Genomic DNA, 26,323 nt, shown 5'->3' with positions numbered 1-26,323 from the left:
GTCATCTACTAATGGCGCCTGGCGCGCATGGCCGTGTCCTGGCGCTCAGGCGGTGCCGTCGTCCGCGCTCGCCGTCCGCTCGCGACCGGCCACCACGCCGGTCGCGGCGAGGTCGCCGGTGACGTTGCCCAAGGTCGCGAACACGTCGGGGATGGTGTCGACCGCCAGCAGCAGGCCCATCGGTTCCACCGGCAGGCCGGCGGCCTGTACCACCGGCATATTGGTCGCCATGAAGCTGACCTGCCCGGGCAGGCCCACCGACCCCAGGCTGATCACCACCGCCAGCGCGGCGCAGCCGGCCAGCTGCGCCGCGCTCAGGTCGATGCCGTAGATCCAGGCCACGAAGGCGGTCACGCCGATGTACTGGATCGGACTGGTCATGCGGAACAGCGACACTGCCATCGGCAACACCAGCGAAGCGATCTCCAAGGGATAGCCCAGGCGCACGCGGGCGCTGTCGACCATCGCCGGCAACGAGGCCAGCGAGGACTGCGTGCTCGCGGCGATGGTCTGCGCCGGCAGCACCCCGGCGGCGAAGCGCCGCAGCGGCGTGCCGGCCGCGGCCGCGACCAGGTACAACATCAGGGTCACCGAGATATACAGGCTGCACTGCAGCACGATGTAGTAGCCGACCGCGCCCAGCATGCCCACGCCGACGTGGGCGCAGACCGCGAACATCAGTGCGAACACGCCCAGCGGCGCGATCCACAGCAGCCAGCGCACGATCACGATCATGGTGTCGGCGATGGCCTGGAACAGTTCGACCAGGCGCGCGCGCCGCGCCGGCTCGATCCGGGTCAGGGCGAAGCCGAAGAACAGCGCGAACACCACCAGCGGCAGCATCGCGCTGGCCGCGGCGGCGGCGATCACGTTGCTGGGGATCACCGCGGTCAGCCAGTCGCCCAGCGCCGGTGGCGCGACCGTGGGGGTCGAGGTGGCGGTGCGGAAGGCCTGCACCAACGCCTCGTCGCGCGGCAGCAGCGATAGCAGCGCGGGCGCGGCGATCGCGGCGAAGGCTGCGCCCAGGCTGAGCAGCACGATGAACACCACCATCGCGCGCCGCGCCGTGCGGCCGGACGCGGCCGCGTCGGTGGCCGAGGTCACGCCAATCACCACCAGCGACACCACCAGCGGCACCACCGTCATCTGCAGGGCGTTGAGCCAGAGCTTGCCGATCGGCTGCATCACCGCCGCGGCGCCGTGCGCGGCCTCGGGCGCCAAGGCGACCAGGATCAGACCGGCGGCGGCACCGGCGATCAGGGCGAACAGGACGCGGGCGGTCATCGACATGCGGACGGCGACTCCGGAGGGACGTGGACCCAGATTGGGCTAGGGCGCGGGCAGATGCCAATCCTGCCGCAGCCGGCGCAGTTCCGCCTCCGGCAGCAGCACGAACACCGGACGTTGCTGCGGGCGCAGCCAGGCCAGCAAGGCCTCCATGGCGGGATCGGCCATCGCCGTGCAGCCCGCGGTGGGCTCGCCGGGCGCCTTCCACAGGTGGGCGAAGATGCAGCTGCCGGCGCCGCTCAGGCGCTGCGGGTTGTGCTCGATCACCAGACCCAACCGGTAGCGCTGGTCGCCGCCGGCATGCAGGTCGCGGCGCATGGGCTCGGTGGACTCGGCGACCGCGTCGCGGCCGACCGTGCCGGCGTCGACGATGCGGTTGTACAGCGGCGAGGCGTTGACGTCGATGCAATAGTCGTCGGCGCCCATGGCCTGATAGGGCATCGGCGTCGCTGCGCTCGCGCCGTAACCGAACGCGGTGCCCAGCGCGAACACGCCGGCCGGCGCGCGCCCGTCGCCTTCGCGCTTCTGCGGTCCGTCGGACTGGGCGGGGTGCAGCCCCAGGCCCCAGGCGCTACCGTTGCGCCCGACCGTGACCGGTGTGGCCGCGCCGACTTCGCGCCAATCGCCGCCGTCGCGTTCGTAGCGGCGTAGGCGCCCGGCGCTGGCGTCCCAGCCGTCGGTGGTCACCAGCACCAGCTGGCGCGCGTTGCCCCAGGGCGAGGATGCGTTCGTGCCCGGAGCGCTGGCGCAGGCGGCCAGCAAGAGCAGGGTGGGCATCAGCAGAGCGGTACGGAACGGGATGCGCATGCGGCCTCGGGTTGGCGTCAGCTGTCGAGCAGATCCTGCATGCGCTCGAGGTTGAGGTCGAGCTGGCGGCGCCGGCCCTCGTGGGCGTCGCACAGCAGCACGAAGATCAGGTCCAGCAGATGCTGCAGCGCCGACTGGTACAGCAGCGGCTCGATATGCCGGCGCTCGTCGTGCGCCGAGACCACCAGGGCGGTGTCGGCGTGCGCGCGCAACGGGTTGGGGGTGTGGCGGGTCACGGTGATGACCTGGCCCACGCGTTCGCGGAAGCGCCGGCCGATCTGGCACAGCGCCGGCTGGCGGCCGTGTTCGGAGAACAGCAGCAGCACGTCGCCGGCCGCCGCGCTGGAGATGCCGGCCTGCATCAGCATCGCATCGACGTAGTGCACGGTGACGATGCCCAGCATCGACAGCCGGGTGGCGAAGGCGCGCGCCGGGATGCCGTCCTCGCCCAGGCCGATGATGTAGACCTTGCCGGCGCGCTCGATCGCCGCGGCGATCGCGTCGATGCGCTCGGCCGGGTTGATCAGGCGGGTCTCGGCCTCGGCCAGGGCCTTGAGATGCCACAGGTCCTCAGCCAGCGCGGTATGCGGGTCGTCGGCCGCGGTGGCGGTAGGCGCATGCTCCTCGCCGTTGCCGTTGCCGCGCGCGACCGCTTCGCCGATGGAGTACTTGAGGTCGGGGTAGCCCTTGAAGCCGAGCTTCTGGCTGAACTTGACCACGCTGGACTGGCTGATGCCCAACGCATTGGCCAGTTGCTGCGAGGAGTAGTCGCGCAGCAGGTGGGCGTTGTCGAGCAGGAAATCGCCGATGCGGCGTTCGATCGCCGACATGCGGTCGCGTTCGGCCCGGATTTTCAACAGCGGCGACATGTGCGGGGCGGTCCTGTGTTCAGCCGGGCAGGGGTTCGAGGCCGCGGATCTCGCGGATCCCCAGGCCGGGCGCATCGGTAACCGAGATCTCCGACTCGTTGAAGATCACCCCGCCATCGACCGGATTGAACGCGCACAGGGAGGGCCCGTCCAGGTCCACCTTGGTGATCACATTGGCCTTGGCCACCGCCACGTGCACGGCCGCGGCGACGCTGATGCTGGTTTCGATCATGCAGCCGATCATGCATTCCACCCCGTACAGGGCGGCGATGTCGGCGATGCGGATGGCGTTGGAGATACCGCCGGTCTTCATCAGCTTGATATTGATGATGTCGGCGGCGCGCATGCGGATCAGATCGATGACCTCGGTGGGGCCGAACACGCTCTCGTCGGCCATGATCGGAGTATGCACGCGCTCGGTCACGTACTTCATGCCGTCCAGATCCTGCGCCTTGACCGGCTGCTCGACCAGCTCTAGGCGCACGCCGGCGTCCTCGAGCTGCTGGATCGCGTACACCGCCTGCTTGGCGGTCCAGCCCTGGTTGGCGTCCAGGCGCAGCAGGGCGCGGCCCTCGACCGCGGCGTAGATCGCCTTGACCCGCTCGATGTCGACGCCGATGTCCTTGCCGACCTTGATCTTGAGCGACTCGAAGCCGCGCTCCACCGCGCTCATCGAATCGGCCACCATCTTGTCGATGTAGTCGACGCTGATGGTGATGTCGGTGGCGATCACCGGGTCGCCGCCGCCCAGCATCTTGTACAGGGGGGCGCCGTAGAGCTGGCCCCACAGGTCGTAGAGCGCGATCTCGACCGCGGCCTTGGCGCTGGTGTTCTTCTCCAGCGCGCCCTGGACCAGTTGGGTCAGGCGATTGAGGTCGGCGATGTCCTCGCCGATCAGGCGCGGCGCGATGAACTTGCGGATCGCCTCGACGATGGAGCCGTGGGTGTCGCCGGTGATCACCGCGGTGGCCGCGGCCTCGCCGTAGCCGATCTGGCCGCTGTCGGTGTGCACGGAGACGACGATGTCCTCGACCGTGTCGACGGTGCGCAGGGCGGTCTTGAACGGCGTCTTCAGCGGGACGCGCAGCATGCCGAACCGGATGTCGGTGATTTTCATGGAGCTCCGATCGCTTCGTGGTAGTGGGGCGCTCAGGGGCGGATGCGCTGGATGCTGGTGATGCGGTCGACGTAGCTGTGGGCCTCGTCGAACAGCAGCGGCGTCAGCGGCGATACCGATACCCCGTTGAGGTGGGCACGGGCCATGCGGCCCTCGCCGTCGCGGTAACTGATGCCGGTGGTGTCGTGGATCACATAGGGTTCGCCGTCGCGGTCGCCGATCACCATCATCACGTGGCCGGGGATGTAGATCAGGTCGCCGACCTGCAGCTCGCGCACTACCTTCATGCGCGCGGCGCGGTCGTCCTGCTCGCCGAAGGCGATGCGGTTCAGCGCCGGGCTCACCGCCTGGTCGCGGGTATTGCGCGGCAGGGTCACACCGAAGCTGCGGTAGACGTCCGAGACGAAGCCGCTGCAGTCGCGCGCGTTGTAGGAATGGCCCCAGCCGTAGCGCTCGCCGAGGAACTTGAAACTCTGGCGCAACAGGTTGGCCTTGGTCAGCGGCAGGTACTGTGCGGTGGTGTCCTGGGTCTTGGGCAGCAGCGCCGGGGCGAAGCTCAGGCGGCCGTCGTCGCCGCGCAGCGGCAGTTCGATCACGTGCGCGGTGTAGGGGTGCTGGCCGTTGACCGGGCGATCGGCCGGCCAGTCGGCCAGCAGCGGCACGCGCACGCCCATGTCCAGCTGCAGCTGCGATAGTTTGGGCTGCTCGGGCGTGTACACGGTGCGCGCGGTCGCGCCGGTGACGATCAACTGCGGCGTGCGCCGGCCGTAGCCGAACACCGCCGCGGCCTCGCCCTCGGCGACGTAGCGCTTCTCGATCCAGGCCGTGTAGAGCGGGCTGACCACGAACCACCATTGGCGGTCGCGGCTCTCGTGGGCGATCGCGACCGGGTCGCCGGGGAACAGTCCGCTTTCCTGAAAGCGGTCGATGTCGTGATCGTCGGGCGAATTGAAGACCCGCAGCGGTGTCGGGAATGCGCGCAGGTCGGCGCGGTGCACGATCAGGCCGTAACGCAGGGCCTGCTGTTGCGGAATCGCGTCCAGATCCAGCGCAGTCTGCAGGCCGTCCAGCACCTGGGCAGCGATGGACTGACCGCGGTCGTCGTACAGCGCCTGGGGCGGCCGCTCCGATACGGAGGCGATCCAGTCGCGGATCTGCTGACGCGAGACCGTCGCTGGCAGGCCTTCCAGATCGTGCACCGAGGGGTCGAGCTCGCGCAGCCTGGCGTTCTGCTCGCCGATCGCCTTCGCGTCGAGCACCACGCGGTCCGCGCGCGCCTGCCGCTGGATCCAGTAATCCGCATTCAATTGGCGTTCCTCCACGCCGATTACGCCGTGGGCGGGGATGGTTAGCGCGGCGGGCGACGCCGCCGCGAGCGACGGCGGCGCGGCGCCATAGAAGCCGGCCGCGACGAGCAGGACGAGGAGCGCACGCATCGGATCAGACTCCCGTGGGCGAAAGGCCGGACAGCACGCCGGCCATGAACAGTCCGATGCCGGTGCCCAGCACCAGGCCCAGCATCGCCAACAGCACCGCCGCCGGCACCAGCGCGCGCGAGTACGTCGCCGCCAGCACCGGCGCGGTCGCCATACCGCCTATCTGCGCCAGCGAGGAGATCCCGCACAAGTACAGATCGAAGCGGAACGCGCGCGCGGCCAGCGCGAACAGGGCGACATGCAGCACCAGCACGGTGAAGCCGACCAGCAGGAACAGCGGCGCGGCCGACATGCCGGCAAAATTGCTCTGCGAGGCCAACACCGCGACCAGGCACGCCAGCAATGCGCCGGCCAGCGGTGCGGGCACCGGCGAGCGCGCCAGCGGCGTGCGCGCGAGCGCCAGCCCGGCGACGGTCGCGATCAAGACCGTCCAGGCGGTGCCGGTGAGGAAGCCCTGCGTGGGCAGTTGCGCGGCCAGCGCCATCGCGCCGTTGCCGACCAGCAGGGCGATGCCCAGCCACAGCAGCACGCCGCCGGCGCTGGCCGGTCCATGGGCGAGCGGCGCGGCGGCCATGGGCAGCGCACGCTCGTCGGCGCGCGTCCAACGATTGAATCGCGGCGCGAAACGCACGGCCGAGAACAGCAGCACCACCCACACCGAATAGCACAGCGCGTCGGCCAGCAGCACCGGCGGCAGCAGGTTGTCGGGCAAGCCGATCGATTGCTTGACCGCGACCAGATTGGCCGAGCCGCCGGTCCAGGTCGCGCTGAGCGCGGCCAGCATCTTCCAGCCGTCTGCGGGCAGGGCGTTGCGGAAGATCAGATAGGCCAGCACGATCGCGACCAGGATGCTGGCCATCGCGCAGGCGAAGACCGCCAGCATGCGTGGGCCCAACGCCAGAATCGCGCGTAGGTCGCAGCCGACCATCAGCAGGAACAGCAGGGCCGGCAGCAGTTGCGTGGTGAGATGGCGTTGGGCCGCCGCGATTTCGGCCGTACCCTGCCACAGGCCGGCCACCGCCAACGCGGTCACCAGCAGATAGGTCAGCACGATCGGCGGCAGCACCGAGAACAGGCGCCAGCCGTAGCGCCGCTCCAGCGACGGAAACAGGCCGGCCGCCAGCAGCACCACCGCCAGATATGGCCAGACCGTTTCGATCATCGCGTCCCCTCGCTAGCGCCGGGCGGTCGTCGCGACCGGCTCAGTGGGAATACATACTTCACAACGAGAATTTGTCAAGAATAAATTATTGACCAGCCCGTCCGGCCATGTTACACAGCCGTGACTGGGTCCTCGGATGGTCTGGCTGCGACGTGGAAACTTCCGTGCTTCCGCTAGCTTCGGCGACGTCGCCGGCACGCACCATGTGCCTGGGTGTGCGCAGCCTGTGCCTATCGGGCCTGCTGCTCGCGCTGCCTGCGGCCTACGCCGGTTACGAGCGTGGCCCCGCCGATATCGTCGCCCTGATCGATGACGGCCGCTTTCTCGACGCCCGCGCGAGCATAGACGCAGCGCTCGCGCGTCCTAATCTGAGCGCCGACGAGCGCGCGGCGCTGGAATTCCAACGCGAGCGCATGCGTCGCATCCGCCTGGACTTTCCACTCGGCGAGACCGAAGCGCGACGCAAGTTGAGCGAGCTGGTGCCGGACCTGCGCGAGGAAGAGTTCCAGGCCTGGAAGCGCAGCAACCGGCTCGAGCATCTGGATATCGACGGCCAGTCCTACTACTTCAGCCGCGCCGTCTCCAACTTGTTCCTGCTCGATCCCGCCGCCGATGCGCGCCGTCGGCCGCCGCGCAAGCCTGGCGGCGGACCGATGGAACAGGCCAACGCTTATCACGACGAGGCGCTGCGCGAAGCGCGCGCGACCGGCAAGCGCAGCGTCGCCCCCCGCCGCGTGCGCGTGACCCAGTCCATCGTGGTGAACGCCGACGCGGTGCCGGCCGGCGAGACCGTGCGCGCCTGGATCCCGTATCCGCGTCTGCGCCCCGGCCAACAGGAGGATCTGGTCTACCTGTCCAGCGCGCCCGCCGCCCATCGCATCGCGCCCGAATCGGCGCAACAGCGCACGATCTATCTGGAACAAGCCGCGCAGGCCGGCCAGCCGACCACGTTCTCGATCAGCTACGAGCTCACCGTCTACGGCCAGGTGCACCGCATCGACCCGGAGCGCGTGCAGGCGCTGGGCGAGCGCCCCGAGCTCGCGCCCTACCTGGGCGAGCGCGCGCCGCACATCGTCTACACCGACGCGCTGCGCCGCTATTCGCGCGAGGTCGTCGGCGACGAGACCAATCCCGCGCGCATCGCGAAAAAGCTCTACGCCGCGGTCGACCGCATCCCCTGGGCCGGCGCGCGCGAATACTCGACGCTGTCCAACATCAGCGATTACGCCCTGCATGCCGGCCATGCCGATTGCGGGCAGCAGACCTTGCTGCTGATGGCCCTGCTGCGCTTGAACGGCATACCCGCGCGCTGGCAGTCGGGCATGGTTTATTCCGACGGCGACTACGACAACCTGCACGACTGGGGCTGGCTGTATCTGGCGCCCTACGGCTGGGTCCCGATGGACGTCACCACGGGACGCTTCCAGGACGCCAAGGATCCCGGCGTCGAGTGGTTCTATTTCGGCGGACTCGATGCCTACCGCATCGCGTTCAACGACGACTACGGGACCGAGCTGGTCCCGGCGAAACGGCACTTCCGTTCGGAAACCGTGGATTCGCAGCGCGGCGAAGTGGAGTGGGCGGGGGGCAACCTCTACTTCGACCAGTGGGACTACCGCTTCAAAGCACAAGTACTGCCGCTGCCCGGCCACGCGCCGTAGCGGCAGCTCACCACACGGCCATGCTCTAGGGGAAACGGAAACATGCGCGCAACAACGATGAGGAAGACCGCGCTCTGCGTCGCGATGGGGCTCTGCTTCGGCTCGCTCTCCATGGGCGCGCTGGCGGCCAACAACGACGGCTCGCTGGCGGGCCGCACCACGCCCGGCGCCGAAGTCACCATCCGCAGCCCGGACACCGGCTTCACCCGCACGGTCAAGGCCGACGAACAAGGCAACTACCGCTTTCCGTTCCTGCCGGTCGGCCAGTACACCCTGCAGACCAGCATCGACGGCGCGGCCGGCGAGCCGACGCCGGTGACGGTGTCCCTGGGCACCACGACCAACGTCAACGCCGGCTCGCAGGCGGCGACGGATCTGGCGGCGGTGCAGGTGGTGGGGACGCGGGGGATCAGTCCGGTCGATGTGTCTTCTACGGAGTCGGCTACCAACGTAACGCGCGAAGAGATGGCGCGGCTGCCCGTGCCGCGGGATATCACGGACGTCGCCACGCTAGCGCCGGGAGTCAACCGCGGCGAGTTCGGCGGCGTGTCCTTCGGTGGGTCGTCCGTGGCCGAGAACTCCGTGTACATCAACGGCCTCAACGTCACCGATTTCTACAACCGTGTCGGCTTCTCCTCGATGCCGTTCTCGTTTCTGCAGGAATTCCAGGTCAAGACCGGCGGCTATTCGGTGGAATTCGGGCGTACCACGGGCGGTGTGATCAATGCCGTGACCCGCAAAGGTTCCAACGAGTTCCACGGCGGCGTGGATTTGCTGTTCGACAATCTGGCGCAATCGGATGCCAAGAATCATCCGGGGCGTGTAGCCAAATACGACGATAACGAGCAGAACAACTATGCGGTATGGGGCTCGGGCGCTCTGATCCAGGATCGCTTGTTCTTCTTCGGCATCTACGAGAAGCGCGACCTGGACAACCAGAGCACGGACGACGGCGGCAGAAACCTTTTCATCGAGAGCGGCGACAACGATTTCTGGGGCGCCAAGCTGGATTGGCAGATCAACGACAAGAATCTGTTGGAACTGTTGGCGTTTTCGGACAAAAGCGAGACGGTCGAGGACAACTACGTGTTCGATTCGGTCACCGGGAAGCGCCTGTCCGGGCGCGAAAACCGTACCTTCGAGAAGAACGGTGGCGATAACTGGGCCCTGACCTATACCGGCTATTTGACCAACGATCTGTCGGTCAAGGCGATGTATGGCGAGAATGAGCGCGTCGCCTCGGTCAACAGCCTGAACGATGCCGCGTGCAACCTCATCCAGGACCGCCGTGTCGGATCGAGTTTCATAGGCTGCTCCAGCAATACCGCCGTGATCGATCGAAACGACAAGCGCAAGGCCATGCGCTTGGATTTCGAGTGGTCGCTCGGCGATCATTATCTGCGCTTCGGCGCCGACCACGAGAACAATACCTCCGACTACTCCAGCCGTTACCCAGGCAATGGTCTGCGCTACGAGGTCAGCGCGGTGCCGAGCAGTAGGCGTGTGAACGGCGTTCGGGTGCGAGACGGCTTGGATGCGTACGTACGCACGCGTCAGGTCGCCAATCAAGGTACATTCGAAACCGAGAACGAGGCGTACTACATCGAGGACAACTGGTCGGTCACGCCGAATCTCGTGCTGAACCTGGGCGTGCGTTGGGAGGCGTTCGACAACAAAGACGCCGCCGGTCGCAGCTACATCAAGATGGACGATATGGTGGCGCCGCGCTTCGGCTTCTCGTGGGATATGAACGGCGACGGCCGCACCAAGCTGTACGGCAACCTGGGGCGCTATTTCCTGCCCGTGGCCAACGTCATCAACATCAAGCAAGCCGGTCCGTTCCTGGATGCGCGCACGTTCTACGAGTTCAACGGCTTTGGGACCTTCACCAACCCGGCCACCGGACAGGTTTATCCGGATCCGATCCTGGGCCCGCAGATCGGAGGGGTGGACGATTCGCAGGGCAATGGCCAGGTCGGCGACTTGAGCGGCGAAGTCGATCGGAACATGGATCCGGTCTACCAGGACGAGGCTATCCTCGGCTTCCAGTCGATGTTCGGCGACAACTGGTCCTGGGGCGTGCGCGGCATCTACCGTCGGCTGCACGAAGCCATCGACGATATGCAGATCACCCATAACGGGCATTGCGAAATCGACACCTTCGTGATGGGCAATCCCGGCAAGAACCTGACCTTCTTCACGGACACCGACCCGACCTGCGATGGCGTCAACGATGCCTTCGTCACCATCGATACCTCGAAGGAAGGCTGGGCCTTGTATGACGACGACGGGAATCTGGTCGGGCAGCGCGGTTGGGGAAAGGCCAAGCGTACCTACCGCGCCCTGGAGTTCATGATCGACCGCGCCTGGGATGACAAGTGGGCGTTCAATGCCTCGTATACGCTGTCCTACAGCAAGGGCAATGCCGAAGGGCCGGTCAATTCAGACACCGACTTCTCAGATAGTGGTCGTACCGAAGCTTTCGACAATCCGTTCGTCGAGATCGGCAGCTACGGCTACCTGCCCAACGATCACCGCCACCAATTGAAGTTCCGCGGGGCCTACGCCTTCGACGACCACTGGTCGGTCGGCGCGACGCTGGACATCCAGTCGGGGCGTCCGGTCAGTGAGTTCGGTACCGGCAACCCTTACGACTCCACCGAGTTCCTCAGCCACTACATCTGTGAGCGGAATTGTTCGGCGGACTTCGAGCCGCATGAGCGCGTCTATCGGCTGTCCCGCCGCGGCGCATACGACCGGCTGCCCTGGACCTATTCCCTGGGCGCCAGCGTCTCTTACAACGTGACGTTCGGTCGGGCGAAGCTCAACGCCAAGCTGGCGGTGTACAACCTGACCAATCAGCAGCGGGTGACCGAGGTCAACGAAGTGCGCGAGGCCCAAAACAGTATTGGTAGCCCGAATCAGTTCTTCGGCGATGGCACGGATTATCAGTCTCCGCGTTACGCCCAGCTCCTCATCTCGGTCGCGTTTTAACCCCCTTGGCGGACTGCCGCGGCAGTCCGCCTTTTTACTTGGGTATTCGCCGAGTCGTCCGTTTCCGCGATGGGTGCGGGGTTCCGACTTCGATGCGATGATCGGCCGGTGGCGTCCGGTGCAGGAGTGGCGGATCGCATGAAGCATCTCTGGCTCGTCCTGACCCTGGCGCTGGTTGCGGCCGCACCGGTGTTCGCGCACGAGGCGCCCGCTCCCAGACCCGAGATCGATGCCTTCGTCGACGACGTGGTAGCGCGCTACCGCCTGCCCGGTCTGGCCATCGGGGTGATCGAGCACGGCGAGGTCGTATACCGGCGCGGCGTCGGCGAGTTGGTCGCCGGCGGCGGCGAGCCGGTCACGCCCGAAACGCTGTTCAAGATCGCCTCCAACAGCAAGTCCATGACCACCGCGCTGCTCGCGCGTCTGGTCGATGCCGGCAAACTGCGTTGGGACGATCCGGTCACCAAGTACCTGCCGCAGTTCCGCATGTACGACGATTGGGTCACGCGCGAGATGCAGGTGCGCGACCTGTTGATCCACGACAGCGGCCTGCGCGCGGGCGCTGGCGACCTGATGCTGTGGCCGGAGCCGGACCGCTTCAGCCGCGCCGACGTGATCCATGGGCTGCGCTACCTGAAGCCGATGCATAGCTTCCGCTCGCGCTACGACTACGACAACCTTATGTACATCGTCGCCGGCGAAGTTGCGGCGGCGGCTGGCGGCGCACCCTACGAGGAGTTGTTGCGTCGCGAAGTGTTCGCACCCTTGGGATTGAAGCGCTGTCGGATCGGCGAATGGCGCCGCGACGAGGTCGGCAACATCGCCCAGCCGCACCGGCGCGAGGGCCTGCGCAACCTGCCGGTGCGCGAGGACGGGGCCGTGATCGCCAACAGCACCATGGCCGCGGCTGGCGGCGTGCGCTGCAGCCTCGACGATATGCTGAGCTGGGTCCGCACCTGGTTGCGTCCCGAGGCCTCCGCCACGCCCTGGCTGTCGGCCGAGCAGCGGCGCGCGCTGTGGGCGCCGCAAATGCCGATGCCGGTCTCGCAGCGTCAGCGCGACTGGGATGGCAGCCGCTACAGCGCCTACGGCTACGGCTGGCGTCTGTCCGACGTCGACGGCAGCTTCAAGGTCTCGCACACCGGCACCCTGATGGGCATGTACTCGGTGGTGACCATGCTGCCGGAGCGCGACGTCGGCTTCGTGATCCTGATCAACGGCGAGGCCGAGGAGGCGCGTACGGTGCTGAATCAGGTGCTGATCAAGCATTACGCCGCACCCTCGCAAGGCCGCGACGTTGCTTACTACGCGCGGGCATTGGAGCGCGAGCGCGCGAACACGCCGGCCGCGCAACGGGCGCCCGACACTTCCGCGCGCGCGCCGGCCGGCATCGACGCGATGCAAGGCTGGCTGGGTCGCTATCAAGACCCTTGGTTCGGCAGCGTTTCGCTATGCGCCCAGGACGGGCGGGTTCGCTTCGTATCCCGGAAATCGCCGATGCTCAGCGGCACGGTGCAGCGCGTGGGACAGCGTTGGCTGGTGGACTGGGACGACGATAGCGTCGACGCCGAGGCTTGGCTGGACTTCGCCACGGGCGCGGCGCCCCAGGGTGGGGCGATGACCCTGGCCAAGGTCGATCCCGAAGCGGACTTCAGCTACGACTACGAGGACCTGGCATTCGTGCGCACGGGCGGTTGCGATTGAATGGCCGCTCGTTTCTCTGCGCAGCCATCGCCGCGGTCCGATGCACGAAACGCCAAGAAAAATATGGCCGAGCGCGCTAGGGCGCGATCGGCCGTGGGGACAGCGCTCGGTGTAGTGGGACTATCCGGCGCGAGTAACATTCAGGCAGCGCTTGCGCAGCACCTTTATGCCCGCTCCACCCGATCCGGCGCCGGCTTGACCTTGCGCAGCGCCAGCAAGGCGGTGGTGAGCAGCGAGAACGCGACGATCAGCGCCATCAAGGCCTTGGCCGTGCGATCGCTGGTCTGCGTCATCATCACCGGGCCGTCCACGATCACCCACAGCATCGCCGCGCAGGTCAGCAGGACGAACACCGTTTCGATGCGGCGCAGCGCCGGCGACCAGCGGCCGCGGATCATGACGGTGGCGTAGAAGGGCAGGTTGAGCAGCAGCAATGCGAACATCCAGGGCGCTTGGCGCTGCAGGAAGGTATCGGTGTAGGTGAGGGCCTGGTAGGCCACCGGCGCGGCGCGGCCGCCGAAGGCCAGATCCAGCACCACGGTCGGTTGGGTGAGTATGTACAGCCCGCAAGCCATGCCGACCAGCGCCAGCACCATGGCGGCGCGGCCGCCCTGGATGCGGTCGCCCGAGCGCGGTTCCCACTGCGCGGTTTGCGGCCAGCGTCGACGGATCCAGGCGGCGAGGGCGTAGCCGGTCACCAGCATGCCGGGCCACCATAGCGAGGGCACGAACACGCTGCCCCACCAGTAACCCCAGCGATGGCCGAAGGCGCTGAGCAGGCTGACGCCGGGGTCGATGGGTTGGCTCAGGCTGGACCACAGCCCCAGGCCCCAGATGATGAGCAGGCCGATCACCGAAGCGCGCAGGAAGGCATGCGCGTCGGCGGGATCGATGATGCTCAGATTGGGGCGGTAGCGCGCCGCGACCTCGTCGGGGCGTCCGAACTCGCGCAAGAACGCGATCGCCATCGCGGAGTCGGGCTCGCGCCCCGCGGCTTCGGCGCGGTCCTGCAGCCCTTCGCCGATCAGGGCGCGCAGCTCGTAGGCCACGTCGTTGCGTTGCTTGCGCGGCAACTGCAGGGCCACGTCGGACACATAGGACTCGATCACTTCGTTCGCATTCATTCCTCATTCCTCCCTTAGCAGTCGATGCATGGCGTCGTTCATCCCCTGCCATGAATCGGTGAGCTTGCGCAGCAGCTTGCGGCCGTCTGCATTGAGCGAGTAGTAGCGGCGCGGCGGCCCGTCCTCGGTGCGCCATTCGCTGTGCAGCAGTCCCTGGGTCTCCAGGCGTCGCAGCAGCGGGTAGAGCGTGCCTTCCTCGATCGCCATGCCTTTGTCGGCCAGGGCCTGGCGCAGTTCATAGCCGTAGCGCGGGGCCCGCAGCTGCGACAGCGTAGCCAGCACCACCACGCCGCGCCGCAGCTCGAGTTCCAGTTTTCCGAAGGCATCTGTGTCGACCATGCGGCGCACAGTACTGTGTGTTACACAGTATGTCAACCGGCTAAGTCGCGGAGGCGCGGAACGCCCGAATTCGAAACAAAACCTATCGTTTGAACATGCCCGGCCTGTGCGCTCGCTATCTTTGCCTTGGCGCACACTCCGGCCATGACCCAGACGACTCAGGCTCGGCCGTTCCATGCGTAGCAAATTGTTCGTGCCCGGAACGCGGCCGGAGCTGTTCGCCAAGGCGCTGGCCGGAGAGGCCGATGCGCTGTCGTTCGACCTGGAAGACGCGGTCGCGCCCGAACGCAAGGACGAGGCGCGTGCGGCGGTGGCCGAGTTCGTGGCTTCTGAGGCGCTGGCCGCCAGCGCCAAGCTCGGCATCGTGCGCGTCAACGCGCCGGACTCGCCCTGGTTCGCGGCCGATCTGGCCGCGGTGGCGCGGCCGGGCGTGAGCTTGCTCAACCTGCCCAAGATCGAATCGGCCGAGGCGCTGCATGCGGCAGTCGCGCGCATCGAGGCGGCCGAGGCCGGCAACGGCGTCGAACGTGCGATCGGGCTGCTGATCAATATCGAGACGCCGCGTGCGCTCGCCGCGGCGGCGCAGATCGCCGCCGCGCATCCGCGTGTGGCCGGGCTGCAACTGGGCCTGGGCGATCTGTTCGAACCCGAGGGTGTGGACCGGCGCGATCGCGCCAATGTGCACGCGGCGATGTTCGCGCTGCGCATGGCCGCGGCCCAGGCTGGCGTGTTCGCCTTGGACGGGGCCTATGCGGACCTGCAGGACGACGAAGGCTATCGCGCCGAAGCGGAGATGGCGCGGCGTCTGGGCTTCCTCGGCAAGACCTGCGTGCATCCGCGCCAAATCGCCTTGGCCAATGCGGCCTTTGCGGCCACCGAGGCCGAGTTGGCGGCGGCGCAGCGCATCGTCGATGCCGCGGCGCAGGCGCCGCAGCGCGGCGTGTTCGTGGTCGATGGGCGCATGATCGATCTGCCATTCTTGAAACGCGCCCAGGCGCTGCTGGCTGCGAAGGGGCGTGCATGAGCGTGCGGACGATGCGTGGATGGATTAGCGGCGCGTCGGCGTTGCGGAGATCGTGGCGCACGGTGTTGCTGTTGTTGCTGCTGGCCGTGGTCGGCCCGCTGCACGCCGAAGCGCTGACGCCGATGCGCGCGCAGACGTTGCCCAGCCTGAACACCGAGTCGCCGCTGATCGGCCTGGCGCGCGTGCAGGGCCGCGCGATCGCGCTCACGCGCGACGGTGCGTGGTCGCTGGAGGAGGGCGCCAGCGCCTGGGCGCCGTTGCCTTGGCCTGCGCAGACAAAAGTGTCCGAGGTGGTGTCGCTGGTGCAGGACGGCGAGCGCGCCTATCTGCTGCTGGGGCAGGGCGCGCAGCGCATGGCCACGCAGGTGGTGCAGCTGAGCCTGCGCGACGGCGCGATTGTCCTGCGGCCGCTGGCGCCGCTGCCGCTGGCCTTGCGCGATGCGCGCGGGGCCCTGTCTGCGGAGGCCTTCTATGTCGCGGGCACCGCCGGCGACGGTACGGCGCATCTGTTGCAGCTGAACTTCGAGGACGAACGTCCGCATTGGGCGCCGCTGACGCCCTGGCCGGGCGGCGGTGCGGCCAGTTCGCTGGTCGCGCAGACCAAGGCCCTGTTCGCGGTGGTGCCGGCCGCCAGCGGCGGCGACCGCGTGCTGCGTTGGTCGGCGGAGCCGGGTTGGACCGAAGCCAGCCGCGCGCCGGGGCGCGTCGTGCCCGGCTCCGGCCGCGCCATCGGCCAGGCCCACATTCTGTATCTGGTGGAGGAGGGCGCCGAGGCCGGCGCCGCCGCAAAGATCGCCACCTATCAGACCATCACCGCCAGCTGGGCGACCCTGCCCGGCGCGCAGGCCGCCCACAGCATCGCCACGGCGGCCTGGCCCGACGGTTTGATTTGGGCGCAGGCCGGCGCGGACGGGCGCGAGATCGCCTTCGCCAGCGCCCAGGTGCAGTCCAGCAAGCTGCGCCTGCACTGGCTGGACTGGGTGGTGATCGTGGTCTATCTGGCCGGCATGATCGGCATCGGCCTGTACTTCTACCTGCGCGAGAAGCGCAGCTCGACTTCCAACTTCTTCGTCGGCGGCCGCACCATTCCGTTCTGGGCCGCCGGCATCAGCCTGTACGCGGCAAACACCAGCTCGATCAGCTTCATTGCGATCCCGGCCAAGGCCTTCGAGACCAATTGGCAATACATGGCCAACAACGTCATCGCGGTGTTCGGCCTGATGTTCGTGGCGGTGTGGATCGTGCCGTTGCTGCGGCGCCTGGACCTGATGTCGGTGTTCTCCTACCTGGAGACCCGCTTCCATCCCTCGATCCGCATGCTCGCCAGCGCCTTGTGCGTGTTCGTGCAGATCGGCAGCCGCATGAGCGTGATCCTGTTCCTGCCCGCGCTGGCCATCGCCACCATCACCGGCATCAGCGTGTTCTGGAGCGTGATCCTGATGGGCGGCTTCACCATCGTCTACACCGCCATGGGCGGCATGAAGGCGGTGATCTGGACCGATTTCGTGCAGGTGATCGTGAAGATGGGCGGCGCGATCTTCGCCATCGGCTTCATGATCTGGAGCCTGCGCGGCGGCTTCGGCGAGTTCTGGTCGGCAGCGATGGCCGAGAACAAGATGCACACCTTCGACTTCAGCTTCGACCTGACCAAGGCCACGGTCTGGGGCTTCATTTTCCTGGTGCTGTTCGAGGTGGTGCTGACCTTCCCCAAGGACCAGGTGTTGATGCAGCGCACCCTGTCGACCAAGTCCGATCGCGAGGCCGGGCGTTCGATCTGGGCCTTCGCCGCGATCATGATCCCCGGCGGCATCATCTTCTACACCATCGGTACGGCCCTGTTCGTCTACTACAAGGCCAACCCGGAGCGGATGAACCCGCTGCTGCCGATCGACGCGACCTTCCCGATGTTCATCGCCGCCGAACTGCCGGTGGGGGTGACCGGGCTGATCATCGCCGGCATCTTCGCCGCGGCCATGGCGACCCTGTCGGGCATCATGAACTCGGTCGCGACCCTGATCTCGGTCGACTTCTACGAGAAGCTGGCCAAGAACCGCACGCCCAAGCAGAGCGTGTTCTTCGCCGAGATCATGACCGTGGTGGTGGGCCTGGTCGGCATCGCCACCGCGCTGGTGCTGTCGCGCTTCGACATCCATTCGCTGTTCGACGTCTCGATCGAGCTGGCCGGCCTGCTCGGCGGCGGCTTCGCCGGCGCCTACACCCTGGGCATGTTCACCCGCCGCGCCAATTCGCCGGGTGTGGCGATCGGCATCGGCGCCAGCATCGTGCTGACCCTGGTGATCTGGTCGTTCGACATGGTGCACCCGTATTTCTACCTGGCGATCTCGATTCTGTTGTGCATCGTGATCGGCTACGTCGCCAGCCTGTTCTTCCCGGCGCCGACGCGGTCGCTGAAGGGCCTGACGATCTATCGCGACCGCGCCAGCGATGTCTGAGCCGGGCGCGCGCGGGCGGCGCGCGTTCGTGGGTGTCGGTTAGGGGTTCGAGATGATCCAGTGGCGGAGGATGGCATCTCGGTCGCGGCCCGCGGCCAGGTATCGCGACGCCGCAGCGTATTCGCGCGTCGCGCGAACCGTCCTGCCTGCCCATCGTGTCCGGATCGTGCGCGCCGCCGCCGGGCGCGCTGTGTCCGCCTTGGGGTGGGTGCGGCGTCGATTGTTGGCCTGCCCGCATGGGTCGCCAAGGCGCGAACGCTATATTCAGACGCTGGCGCAGCTTGGCTTTGGCGGTCGTTCCGCACGGCGGTGCGCGGCGCGGCGAGCATGGTGCCGGCATCGGCGCTGGAGTAACCTCCAGCCTTCAAGGGATAGGGTCACGTGGAAACTCAGTTCCTGCACACCTTCGTAACCGTGGTCGACCAGGGCTCGATGGCCGCGGCGGCGCGCGTGCTCGGGATCACCCCGGCCGCGGTCGCCCAGCAGATCCGCACCCTGGAACGCGAGATCGGCGCGCCGCTGATCGCGCGCGTCGGCCGTACCGTCAGCGTGACCGAGGAGGGTTCGCGGATCCTGTCGCGCACGCGCGAGTTGCTGCGCAGCGTCGCCGACCTGCGCAGCGTGGCCAACGAGAGCGGGGTCTCGGGCGAGCTGCGCCTGGGCGCATGCCCGACCGCCTTGGCCGGCATGCTGCCCGACGTGCTCGCGCGCATGGTCGAGACCTTTCCGCAGATCAACGTGTTCATCAAGCCGGGCTATTCGGCCGACCTCTACCACGCGGTGGAAAAGGGCGACCTGGACGCGGCGGTGGTGCTGCAGGCGCCGTTCCCCCTGCCCAAGACCTGCGAATGGCAGCTGCTGCGCGAGGAGCCGCTGATCGTGCTGGCGCCGCAGAGCATGGCCGAGCGCGACCCGCACGAGCTGCTGGCGACCCAGCCGCTGATCCGCTACGACCGCCACCAGTGGGGCGGGCGCCAGGCCGACGAGTACCTGCGCGCGGCCAACATCGTCCCGCGCGAGCGTTTCGAGCTCAACGCGCTCAACGCGATCGCGGTCATGGTTGACCGCGGCCTGGGCGTGTCGCTGGTCCCGGATTGGGCCAAGCCGTGGCCGGAAGGGCTGAAACTCGCGCGCATCCCGTTGCCCGACGCCTCGGCCACGCGTCGGATCGGCATCGTTTGGTCGCGTTCCAGCGTGCGCGTGCGCCTGGTCACGGTGTTCCTGCAGGAAAGCCGCAAGGCGATGCAGGCGGCGCAGAAGGGCTGAGCGTCGGGTCGCGCTTCGTCGCGGAAAAATGCTGCAACGCGACATTTTTCCTGCGGACTCAAGCAACAAAACCTAGTCTCTGAACATAGCCCGCGCCGGTTCTATGCCTGCGTCCGAGCGCATACGCTCGTTTGCACCAACAGGGCTGCGGGGACGTCGGGGGCGTCGCCAGAGCGAAGCGCGATCCGCGCGGTTCCACGCATCATCGATCAACGACCACGCCGCGACGGCGCGAACCGTCGCCATCCGAATCCAGCACGAGACACGACATGGTCAAGCCACTCAGCGCCGCGATCAGCAGCATCCTGCTGCTCTCCGTCATCTCCGGAAATGCCCGCGCGCAGGACGCCGAAGCGGTTGCCGAAAGCGAAACCAAGGACTCCTCGGCGGTCGATCTGGACAACGTGGTCGTCACCGGCACGCGCAGCCCGAAGGCGGTCGACAAGATTCCGGGCGCGATCACCCTGGTGTCGAAGGAAGAAGTGCAGCGCAGCCTGGTCCTGACCGAGGACGCGACCGCGGTGCTGGCGCGCTCGGTGCCCGGCTACGCCGAGTCCTCGCAGGCGATGAGCAACACCGGCGAGAACCTGCGCGGCCGCGTCGCGCTGCGCCTGTTCGACGGCGTGCCGCAGGGCTCGCCGCTGCGTGAGGGCACGCGCAACGCGACCTTCACCGACATGGGCATCGTCGGCCGCATCGAGGTCATCAACGGCCCCTCGGCCTCGGAAGGCATCGGTGCGGCGGGCGGCATCATCAACTACCTGTCGGCGGCGCCGACCAAGGAAGGCAACGAGGTCACCCTGATCTCGCGCTACTCGACCCAGTTCGGCGACGACAGCGACGGCTGGAAGCTCGGCCTGAACTTCGCCCGCAAGGACGGCGATTTCGACATGCTGGCCAGCGCCTCGATCATCGACCGCGGCATCAGCTACGACGCCGATGGCCGCCGCGTCGGCATGAACACCAGCGGTTCGGTCGCCGATTCGGAGGCGCGCAACCTGTTCCTCAAGGCCGGCTACAACTTCGGCGAGGACGGCACCCAGCGCATCGAAGGCTCGGTCAGCCATTTCAAGATCGAAGGCAAGGCCAACTACGTCCAGGTGCTGGGCTGCCGGCCGGAGGAGTTCGCGATCTGCGGGCAGACCCGCACCAACACCTCCGAGCGCGGTCAGATCTTCGGCTCCAAGGCCGCCTTCAACGACTTCAAGCAATACCAGCTCAGCTACACCCATTTCGACTTCTTCGGCGGCACGCTGGTGCTCAACGGCTACAAGGCCGATCAGGCCATGCGTTACCTGGTCGAGAACTCCTCCGACCGTCAGGACCCGTTGATCGCCCCGATCGGCAGCATCTACGACCAGTCCGAGATCGTGACCAACAAGAAGGGCCTGCGCACCTCCTGGACCCGGCCCTCGCTGTTCTCGGTCGAAGGCCTGGAACTGCGCGTGGGCCTGGACCTGGTCGAGGACACCGCCGAGCAGCGCCTGGCCCTGACCAACCGGGTCTGGGTACCGCCGATGGAATACAAGAGCCGTGCGCCGTGGCTGCAGCTGTCCTGGGACGTGGGCCCGCTCACCTTCAGCGGCGGCATCCGCCGCGAGGACGGCGAGCTGCACGTAGACGACTACACCACGACCTGGTTCCGCGACCGTCGCTTCGTGCGCGGCGGCACCCTGGACTACCAGGAAAACCTGGTCAACGCCGGCGTGGTCTGGCGCATCAACGAAGGCTTCTCGGTGTTCGGCTCCTACGGCGAGGGCTTCACCCTGGCCAACGTCGGCATCCCGCTGCGCAACATCCAGTGCTCCAACGACAGCCCCGACGGCACCCAGCCCGACGGTTGCCCGAACGATCCGCAGATCAGCGTCGCCGACCTGCTGGATCTGAACGCGATCGTGGTGGACAACACCGAGTTCGGCTTCAACTGGCGCGGCAGCCGCGGTTCGCTGAGCGCGTCGCACTACGATTCCAAGTCCGACTTCGGCCAGTCGCTGTCGATCGATCCGGTCACCAACGACTTCGTGCTGCTGCGCGCGCCGGTGCGGATCAAGGGCTACGAGCTGTCCGGCGATTACCGGTTCTCGGAGAAGTGGAAAGTCAGCGCGGTCTATTCGCATACCCGCGGCGAGACCTCGTTCTGGTCCGCCGACGCGGCCGGCCGCTATCCGGCCGGCGGCCTGAACCGTCCCATGGGCGTGCTCGACATCAACCCCGACAAGTTCGCCTGGTCGGTGACCTGGAACTTCGTGCCGCGCGGCGACATCACCCTGGGCGCGACTACGCTGTTCTCGCGCAAGCTCTCGGGCAGCGAGGTGCGTCCCTTCGACGGCCAGCGCTTCACCTTCACCGAAGAGACTCACGGCTACACCCTGTTCGACCTGGGCATGAACTACGAGACCGAACGCTGGGGCCGGTTCTCGCTGGGCATCGAGAATCTGCTGGACAAACAGTACATCCTGAGCTGGTCGCAGCCGCCGGGCGGCTTCCAGAACTACTGGGCCGGCCGTGGCCGCATGGTTTCGCTCACCCACACCATCAAGTTCTGATTCATAAGAAGTGGCGCGACACTCCCGAACTGCCGCCGACGGGTCCGTGGCCCGCGGCGGCTCTCTTTTCTCCGCGCTGGTTCGGTGCGCAGGCCTGTGCGGCCTGCTGGTCTGCGCTACGACGCTGGCGCCGGTACAAGCGGCCGAGCCTTCGCCTCTGCCGGAGTCGTCCCCCGAAGCGCAAGGCTATTCGGCGCCCCGCCTGCAACGCCTGCACGCCTTCATGGACCAGACCACCGGCGCCGACGGCTACCTGGGCGGGATCAGCCTGATCGCGCGCAACGGCCGCATCGTCGACTGGCGCGCCTACGGCTACCGCGATCTCGCGCGCAGCAGACCGCTGCAACGCGACGATATCTTCCGCATCTATTCCATGAGCAAGACCGTTACTTCGGTGGCGGTGCTGATGCTGATGGAGGAGGGCAAGTTCGCCCTCGACGACCCGATCTCGCGTTATCTGCCGGGTTTCGAGGCGCCGCGGGTCGTGGCCGGCGGCAGCATCGACGCGCCGCGGCTGCGTCCGGCCGCGCGGCCGATCACGATCCGGCATCTGCTCACCCACACCGCCGGTTTCGCCGCCGGCCGTCCGGGCGACGACATCGCCCTGGCCCTGCTGCAACGCGCCGATCCGCACGCCGCGCGCGATCTGCGTGGCTTCGTCGAGCGCTTGAGCCGGGTGCCGCTGGCCGCCGATCCGGGTACGCGCTTCGGTTACGACGGCGCGGCCTTGGAGACCCTGGCGCGCCTGGTCGAGGTCGGCAGCGGCCTGAGTTTCGACGACTTCCTACGGCAGCGCGTATTCGCGCCGCTGCGCATGCGCGACACCGGCTTCAGCGTGCCCGCCGCGCAGCGCGCGCGTGTGGTCGACATCACCCGCATGGGCGACGACGGCCATCTGCGCCTGGACGACGGCCCCAGCGCGCGCGAACCCGGCGCGCCGCTCAATGCCTATCCCAGCGGCGCGGGCGGCCTGTACTCCACCGCCGGCGACTATCTGCGTTTCTGCCAGATGCTGCTGGCCGGCGGCACGCTGGACGGCCAGACCCTGCTGGGTCGCAAGACGGTCGAGCTGATGATGCGCAACCAGCTGACTATGTTGAATCCGCCGGTCACGCAGTTCAGCGATGCCGAAGGTTTCGGCTTGGGCGGCTACGTGGTGCTGGACCCGGCGCTGCGCGGCCAGCCCGGCTCGGTGGGGCAGTTCGGCTGGTCGGGCGCGGCCTCCACCAGTTACACCATCGATCCGCAGGAGCGGTTAGTGGCGATCCTGCTGTTGCAGCATTTGCCGCGCGAGGATCGCGCCGACCTGCCGCGGGTGGCACGCCGGTTCTACGGTCTGGTCTATCAGGGCCTGGTGCCATGAACACGCGTGGCGGCAGTGTGCTGGTCGCGGGCTCGGCCAACCTGGATTTCGTGGTGCGCGCAGCGCATGTGCCGGCGCCCGGCGAGACCGTGCTTGGCCAGGGCTTTGCGACCTATCCGGGCGGCAAGGGCGCCAACCAGGCCGTCGCCTGCGCGCGCGCGGGTGCGCCGACGCGCTTGCTGGCGGCGTTCGGCGACGACGGCTACGCGGCGCCGATCGAACGCTCGCTGCAGGCGGCCGGTGTGGACGTGCTGGCGCTGCGCGTGGCCGACACCGCGACCGGCACCGCCTTCATCTGCGTGTCCGACGACGGCGAGAACGCGATCACCGTGGCCCCCGGCGCGAACGCCGCGCTGCGGCCCGAACATCTGCCGGACCTGGGTGGCGTCAGTCATCTGCTGCTGCAACTGGAGACGCCACTGGCGACGGTCGAAGCTTGGGCGCTGGCGGCGCGCGCGGCAGGGGTGGCCGTGATCCTGAACGCTGCTCCAGCACAAGCGTTGCCGGATCGACTGCTGGCCGCCGTCGATGTGCTGATCGTCAACGAAGGCGAGCTGGCCGCGATCACCGGCGTGCACGACGACCGCGCCGCGGCCCTGGCGCGTTTGCGCACGCCCTGGGTGATCGTGACCCTGGGCGCGCGCGGCTGCTGCGCGCGGATCGGCGATGCCTTGCTGGATCAACCCGCCTATCCGGTGACCGCGGTGGACACCACCGCCGCCGGCGACACATTCTGCGGCACACTGGCGGCGGCGTTGGCCGCGGGCGAGGACAGCGCCGCGGCCCTGCGTCGCGCCAGCGCCGCCTCGGCCCTGGCCTGCACCCGCGCGGGCGCCCAATCCAGCGTGCCCAGCCGCGACGAGGTCGATGCCTTGCTCGCCCACGTGCGAATCGGCGACGCGCCGACGACGCGGGCCGCGTCACCCTAGCCAAGCCTGGCCTCAGTCCCCATTCCGCACCTTCCGATACGACCCGATCCGATGAACTCCAGCACCGACCCCAGCGCTCCCGAACCCGCCGATGCCGACGAACGCCGTCCGGTGCGCAGCGAATACAAGTTCTCGCACGTCACTACCCAGCGCTATCTGCCCCTGCCGGGCAAGGCGCCGGGTTGGCCGTTCGCCGAGATCGGGCACTGGAAGATGGATGTGGACGGCTCGGTCGACGACTGGATCGCCGAGCTGGTCGATTGGCGCCGCGAGCATCTGACCCGGATCGGTTACGACGACGCCAACTACCGCCGGCCCGAGTTGCAATGGGCGCAGCGCAACTTCGTGCACGCGCAGATGATGGCCGAGGATCGCTACTTCTACGACCCGGTCGAAGGCCGCTACACCGTCGGGCGCTATCTGGACGATCTCAAGCAGCGCTACGGCGGCATCGACAGCGTGCTGATCTGGCATGTCTATCCCAATATCGGCATCGACGACCGCAACCAGTTCGATCTGGCCGGCGACCTGCCCGGCGGCCTGGACGGCCTGCGCGAGGCGATCGCCGACTTCCATCGCCACGGCGTGCGCGTGCTGCTGCCGACCATGCCCTGGGACAACGGCACCCGCGACGACGGCCGCAACGACTGGGAGTCCATGGCCGAACTGGTCAAGGCGGTGGGCGCCGACGGCATTAACGGCGACACCTACAACGGCGTGCCGCGCGCGTTCTTCGACGCCTGCGATGCGCTGGGCCATCCGGTGGTGCTGCAACCCGAGTCCACCATCAGCGCCGAGGAGGCCTTGATCTGGAACGTGCAGAGCTGGGGCAAGAAGGCACCCAACGAGCTCGTGCCGCCGGTGGCCAAGTTCAAGTGGCTCGAACCGCGTCACATGATCAACTACGAGAACCGCTGGGGCCGCGACCGCAACCACGATCTGCAGTACATCTTCTTCAACGGCGTCGGCTACAACGCCTGGGAGAACATCTGGGGCCTGTGGAACCAGCTCACCCCGCGCGATGCCGAAAGCCTGCGCCGTATCGCCGCGATCGAGCGCCGCTTCGCGGCCTGCATGGTCAGCCCGGACTGGCGGCCTTACGAGCGCACGCTGCAGGCCGGCGTGTTCGCCAGCCGCTTCCCGCACGCGGGCGCAACCTTGTGGACCTTGGTCAACCGTAACGAGTACGAAGTCGCGGGCGAGCAGTTCGCGGTGCCGCACTTCGAGGGCCAGCGCTACTTCGATGTCTGGAACGGCGTCGCCCTGAGCCCGCGCCTGCAGGACGGGCGGGCGGTGTTCGAGTTCGCGATCGAAGGCCGCGGTTTCGGCGCAGTTGCCGCACTGGCGCCCGGCGCCGAGGGCGAGGGTTTCCAGACCTTCTTGAGCGACATGGCCGAACGCGCGGCCACGCCCTTGCGCGACTATTCCAATCAATGGCGCGCGCTCGCGCAGCGACTGGTCGCTATCGAGGCTACCGCTCCAGCGCCGACCGCGCCCGCGGGCATGATCGCCATCCCCGGCGGCGATTTCGATTTCGTGGTCGGTGGCGTCGAGATCGAAGGCCAGACCTGGGAAGGCGTGGACGTGCAGTACCCCTGGGAGCCCAGCGCGCGTCGCAACCACCGCCAGCGCATGCGCATGCGCCCGTTCCATATCGACCGCACGCCGGTGACCAACGAGGACTATCTGCGCTTCGTCCAGGCCAGCGGCTATCGTCCGCGCGACACCCACAACTACCTGCGGCACTGGATCGACGGTGCGCCGCCGCCGGGCTGGGAGCGCAAGCCGGTGATCTGGGTCGCGCTCGAAGACGCGCGCGCCTATGCGCAATGGGCCGGCAAGCGCTTGCCGCGCGAATGGGAGTGGCAGTACGCCGCGCAGGGCGGCGACGGCCGCCGCTATCCTTGGGGCAACGATTGGCGCGAGGACGCGGTGCCCGCGACCAATCGCGGCCGCCGCCTGCGCGCGCCCGACGATGTCGATGCGCATCCGGGCGGCGCCAGCCCGTTCGGCGTGCTGGACCTGGTCGGCAACGTCTGGCAGTGGACCGACGAGTACCAGGACGAGCACACCCGCGCCGCGATCCTGCGCGGCGGAAGCTCGTACCAGCCGCAGACCTCGCATTGGTATTTTCCGCAGGCGCACCGGCTGGACCAGCACGGCAAGTATCTGTTGATGGCGCCCAGCAAGGACCGTTCCGGCTGCGTCGGCTTCCGTTGCGTCGTGGATGCGGCCTGAGACC

General features: G+C 67.8%; 18 protein-coding genes. 10 read left to right on the top strand and 8 right to left on the bottom strand.

Translation table 11 applies throughout. From position 1 onward, the window contains the following. Positions 1 to 45 precede the first annotated feature (45 nt). The 6 genes from ASE43_RS06245 to ASE43_RS06220 are packed head-to-tail and all read right to left on the bottom strand — an operon-like array spanning position 46 to position 6,678. Positions 46 to 1,290, bottom strand: coding sequence for a cation:dicarboxylase symporter family transporter (locus tag ASE43_RS06245; RefSeq protein ID WP_057159771.1), 1,245 nt, complete (start codon positions 1,288 to 1,290; stop codon positions 46 to 48). A 39-nt stretch (positions 1,291 to 1,329) separates the two neighbouring features. Then, entirely contained in the window at positions 1,330 to 2,094 is a 765-nt protein-coding gene (locus ASE43_RS06240) for a hypothetical protein (RefSeq protein WP_057159770.1), read from the bottom strand. A gap of 17 nt (positions 2,095 to 2,111) precedes the next feature. Then, entirely contained in the window at positions 2,112 to 2,963 is an 852-nt protein-coding gene (locus tag ASE43_RS06235; RefSeq protein ID WP_056181374.1) for a MurR/RpiR family transcriptional regulator, read from the bottom strand. A 19-nt stretch (positions 2,964 to 2,982) separates the two neighbouring features. Continuing rightward, positions 2,983 to 4,080 carry a dipeptide epimerase gene (locus tag ASE43_RS06230; RefSeq protein ID WP_056181377.1) on the bottom strand — a complete coding sequence of 366 codons (1,098 nt, stop codon included), beginning with the start codon at positions 4,078 to 4,080 and terminating at the stop codon, positions 2,983 to 2,985. A 32-nt stretch (positions 4,081 to 4,112) separates the two neighbouring features. Further along, on the bottom strand, positions 4,113 to 5,516 hold the full coding sequence (locus ASE43_RS06225) for an SH3 domain-containing protein (protein WP_057159769.1): 1,404 nt from the start codon (positions 5,514 to 5,516) through the stop codon (positions 4,113 to 4,115). 4 nt (positions 5,517 to 5,520) lie between these two features. Beyond that, a complete protein-coding gene (locus ASE43_RS06220) occupies positions 5,521 to 6,678 on the bottom strand; it encodes a DUF819 family protein (RefSeq protein WP_057159768.1) in 1,158 nt (385 codons plus the stop codon). Between the two features lie 203 nt (positions 6,679 to 6,881). On the opposite strand from ASE43_RS06220, the gene ASE43_RS06215 reads away from it, so the two are divergent. The 3 genes from ASE43_RS06215 (at position 6,882) to ASE43_RS06205 (ending at position 13,037) form a co-directional block, all read left to right on the top strand. Beyond that, positions 6,882 to 8,339: a transglutaminase-like domain-containing protein gene (locus ASE43_RS06215; RefSeq protein WP_082607127.1), complete on the top strand. Its 1,458-nt coding sequence runs from the start codon at positions 6,882 to 6,884 to the stop codon at positions 8,337 to 8,339. 42 nt (positions 8,340 to 8,381) lie between these two features. Next, positions 8,382 to 11,333 carry a TonB-dependent receptor gene (locus ASE43_RS06210; protein WP_057159766.1) on the top strand — a complete coding sequence of 984 codons (2,952 nt, stop codon included), beginning with the start codon at positions 8,382 to 8,384 and terminating at the stop codon, positions 11,331 to 11,333. Positions 11,334 to 11,471: 138 nt separating this feature from the next. Continuing rightward, the gene (locus ASE43_RS06205) at positions 11,472 to 13,037 is read left to right on the top strand and encodes a serine hydrolase (protein ID WP_082607126.1); all 1,566 of its coding nucleotides are present in this window, start codon (positions 11,472 to 11,474) and stop codon (positions 13,035 to 13,037) included. Positions 13,038 to 13,201: 164 nt separating this feature from the next. Here ASE43_RS06205 and ASE43_RS06200 read toward each other — a convergent pair whose 3' ends face one another. Together ASE43_RS06200 and ASE43_RS06195 are read right to left on the bottom strand one after the other, a co-directional pair. Next, positions 13,202 to 14,161, bottom strand: coding sequence for a hypothetical protein (locus tag ASE43_RS06200; protein ID WP_057159765.1), 960 nt, complete (start codon positions 14,159 to 14,161; stop codon positions 13,202 to 13,204). A gap of 3 nt (positions 14,162 to 14,164) precedes the next feature. Further along, positions 14,165 to 14,500, bottom strand: coding sequence for a helix-turn-helix transcriptional regulator (locus ASE43_RS06195; protein ID WP_057159764.1), 336 nt, complete (start codon positions 14,498 to 14,500; stop codon positions 14,165 to 14,167). Between the two features lie 175 nt (positions 14,501 to 14,675). Here ASE43_RS06195 and ASE43_RS06190 point away from each other — a divergent pair, with 175 nt between their 5' ends. The 7 genes from ASE43_RS06190 (at position 14,676) to ASE43_RS06160 (ending at position 26,319) form a co-directional block, all read left to right on the top strand. Beyond that, positions 14,676 to 15,524 (top strand): CoA ester lyase, encoded by an 849-nt coding sequence (locus ASE43_RS06190; RefSeq protein ID WP_057159763.1) that lies wholly within the window; start codon positions 14,676 to 14,678, stop codon positions 15,522 to 15,524. Between the two features lie 62 nt (positions 15,525 to 15,586). Beyond that, positions 15,587 to 17,977, top strand: coding sequence for a sodium:solute symporter (locus tag ASE43_RS06185; RefSeq protein WP_235568652.1), 2,391 nt, complete (start codon positions 15,587 to 15,589; stop codon positions 17,975 to 17,977). A gap of 381 nt (positions 17,978 to 18,358) precedes the next feature. Further along, positions 18,359 to 19,243 (top strand): LysR family transcriptional regulator, encoded by an 885-nt coding sequence (locus ASE43_RS06180; RefSeq protein WP_056181402.1) that lies wholly within the window; start codon positions 18,359 to 18,361, stop codon positions 19,241 to 19,243. 269 nt (positions 19,244 to 19,512) lie between these two features. After that, complete coding sequence (locus ASE43_RS06175; RefSeq protein ID WP_057159762.1) at positions 19,513 to 21,789, top strand: TonB-dependent receptor; 2,277 nt, start codon at positions 19,513 to 19,515, stop codon at positions 21,787 to 21,789. A 223-nt stretch (positions 21,790 to 22,012) separates the two neighbouring features. Further along, complete coding sequence (locus tag ASE43_RS06170; protein ID WP_057159761.1) at positions 22,013 to 23,152, top strand: serine hydrolase domain-containing protein; 1,140 nt, start codon at positions 22,013 to 22,015, stop codon at positions 23,150 to 23,152. Further along, the gene (locus tag ASE43_RS06165) at positions 23,149 to 24,081 is read left to right on the top strand and encodes a ribokinase (protein ID WP_057159760.1); all 933 of its coding nucleotides are present in this window, start codon (positions 23,149 to 23,151) and stop codon (positions 24,079 to 24,081) included. The genes ASE43_RS06170 and ASE43_RS06165 overlap by 4 nt, the downstream gene beginning before the upstream one ends. 51 nt (positions 24,082 to 24,132) lie before the next feature. After that, a complete protein-coding gene (locus ASE43_RS06160) occupies positions 24,133 to 26,319 on the top strand; it encodes an SUMF1/EgtB/PvdO family nonheme iron enzyme (RefSeq protein WP_057159759.1) in 2,187 nt (728 codons plus the stop codon). The last annotated feature ends 4 nt before the right edge of the window (positions 26,320 to 26,323 follow it).

Source organism: Lysobacter sp. Root983, from assembly GCF_001429345.1.
Lineage (GTDB): Bacteria > Pseudomonadota > Gammaproteobacteria > Xanthomonadales > Xanthomonadaceae > Lysobacter.
Note: the sequence above shows the minus strand (reverse complement) of the source record. Positions and strands in the feature narration are given on the sequence as shown.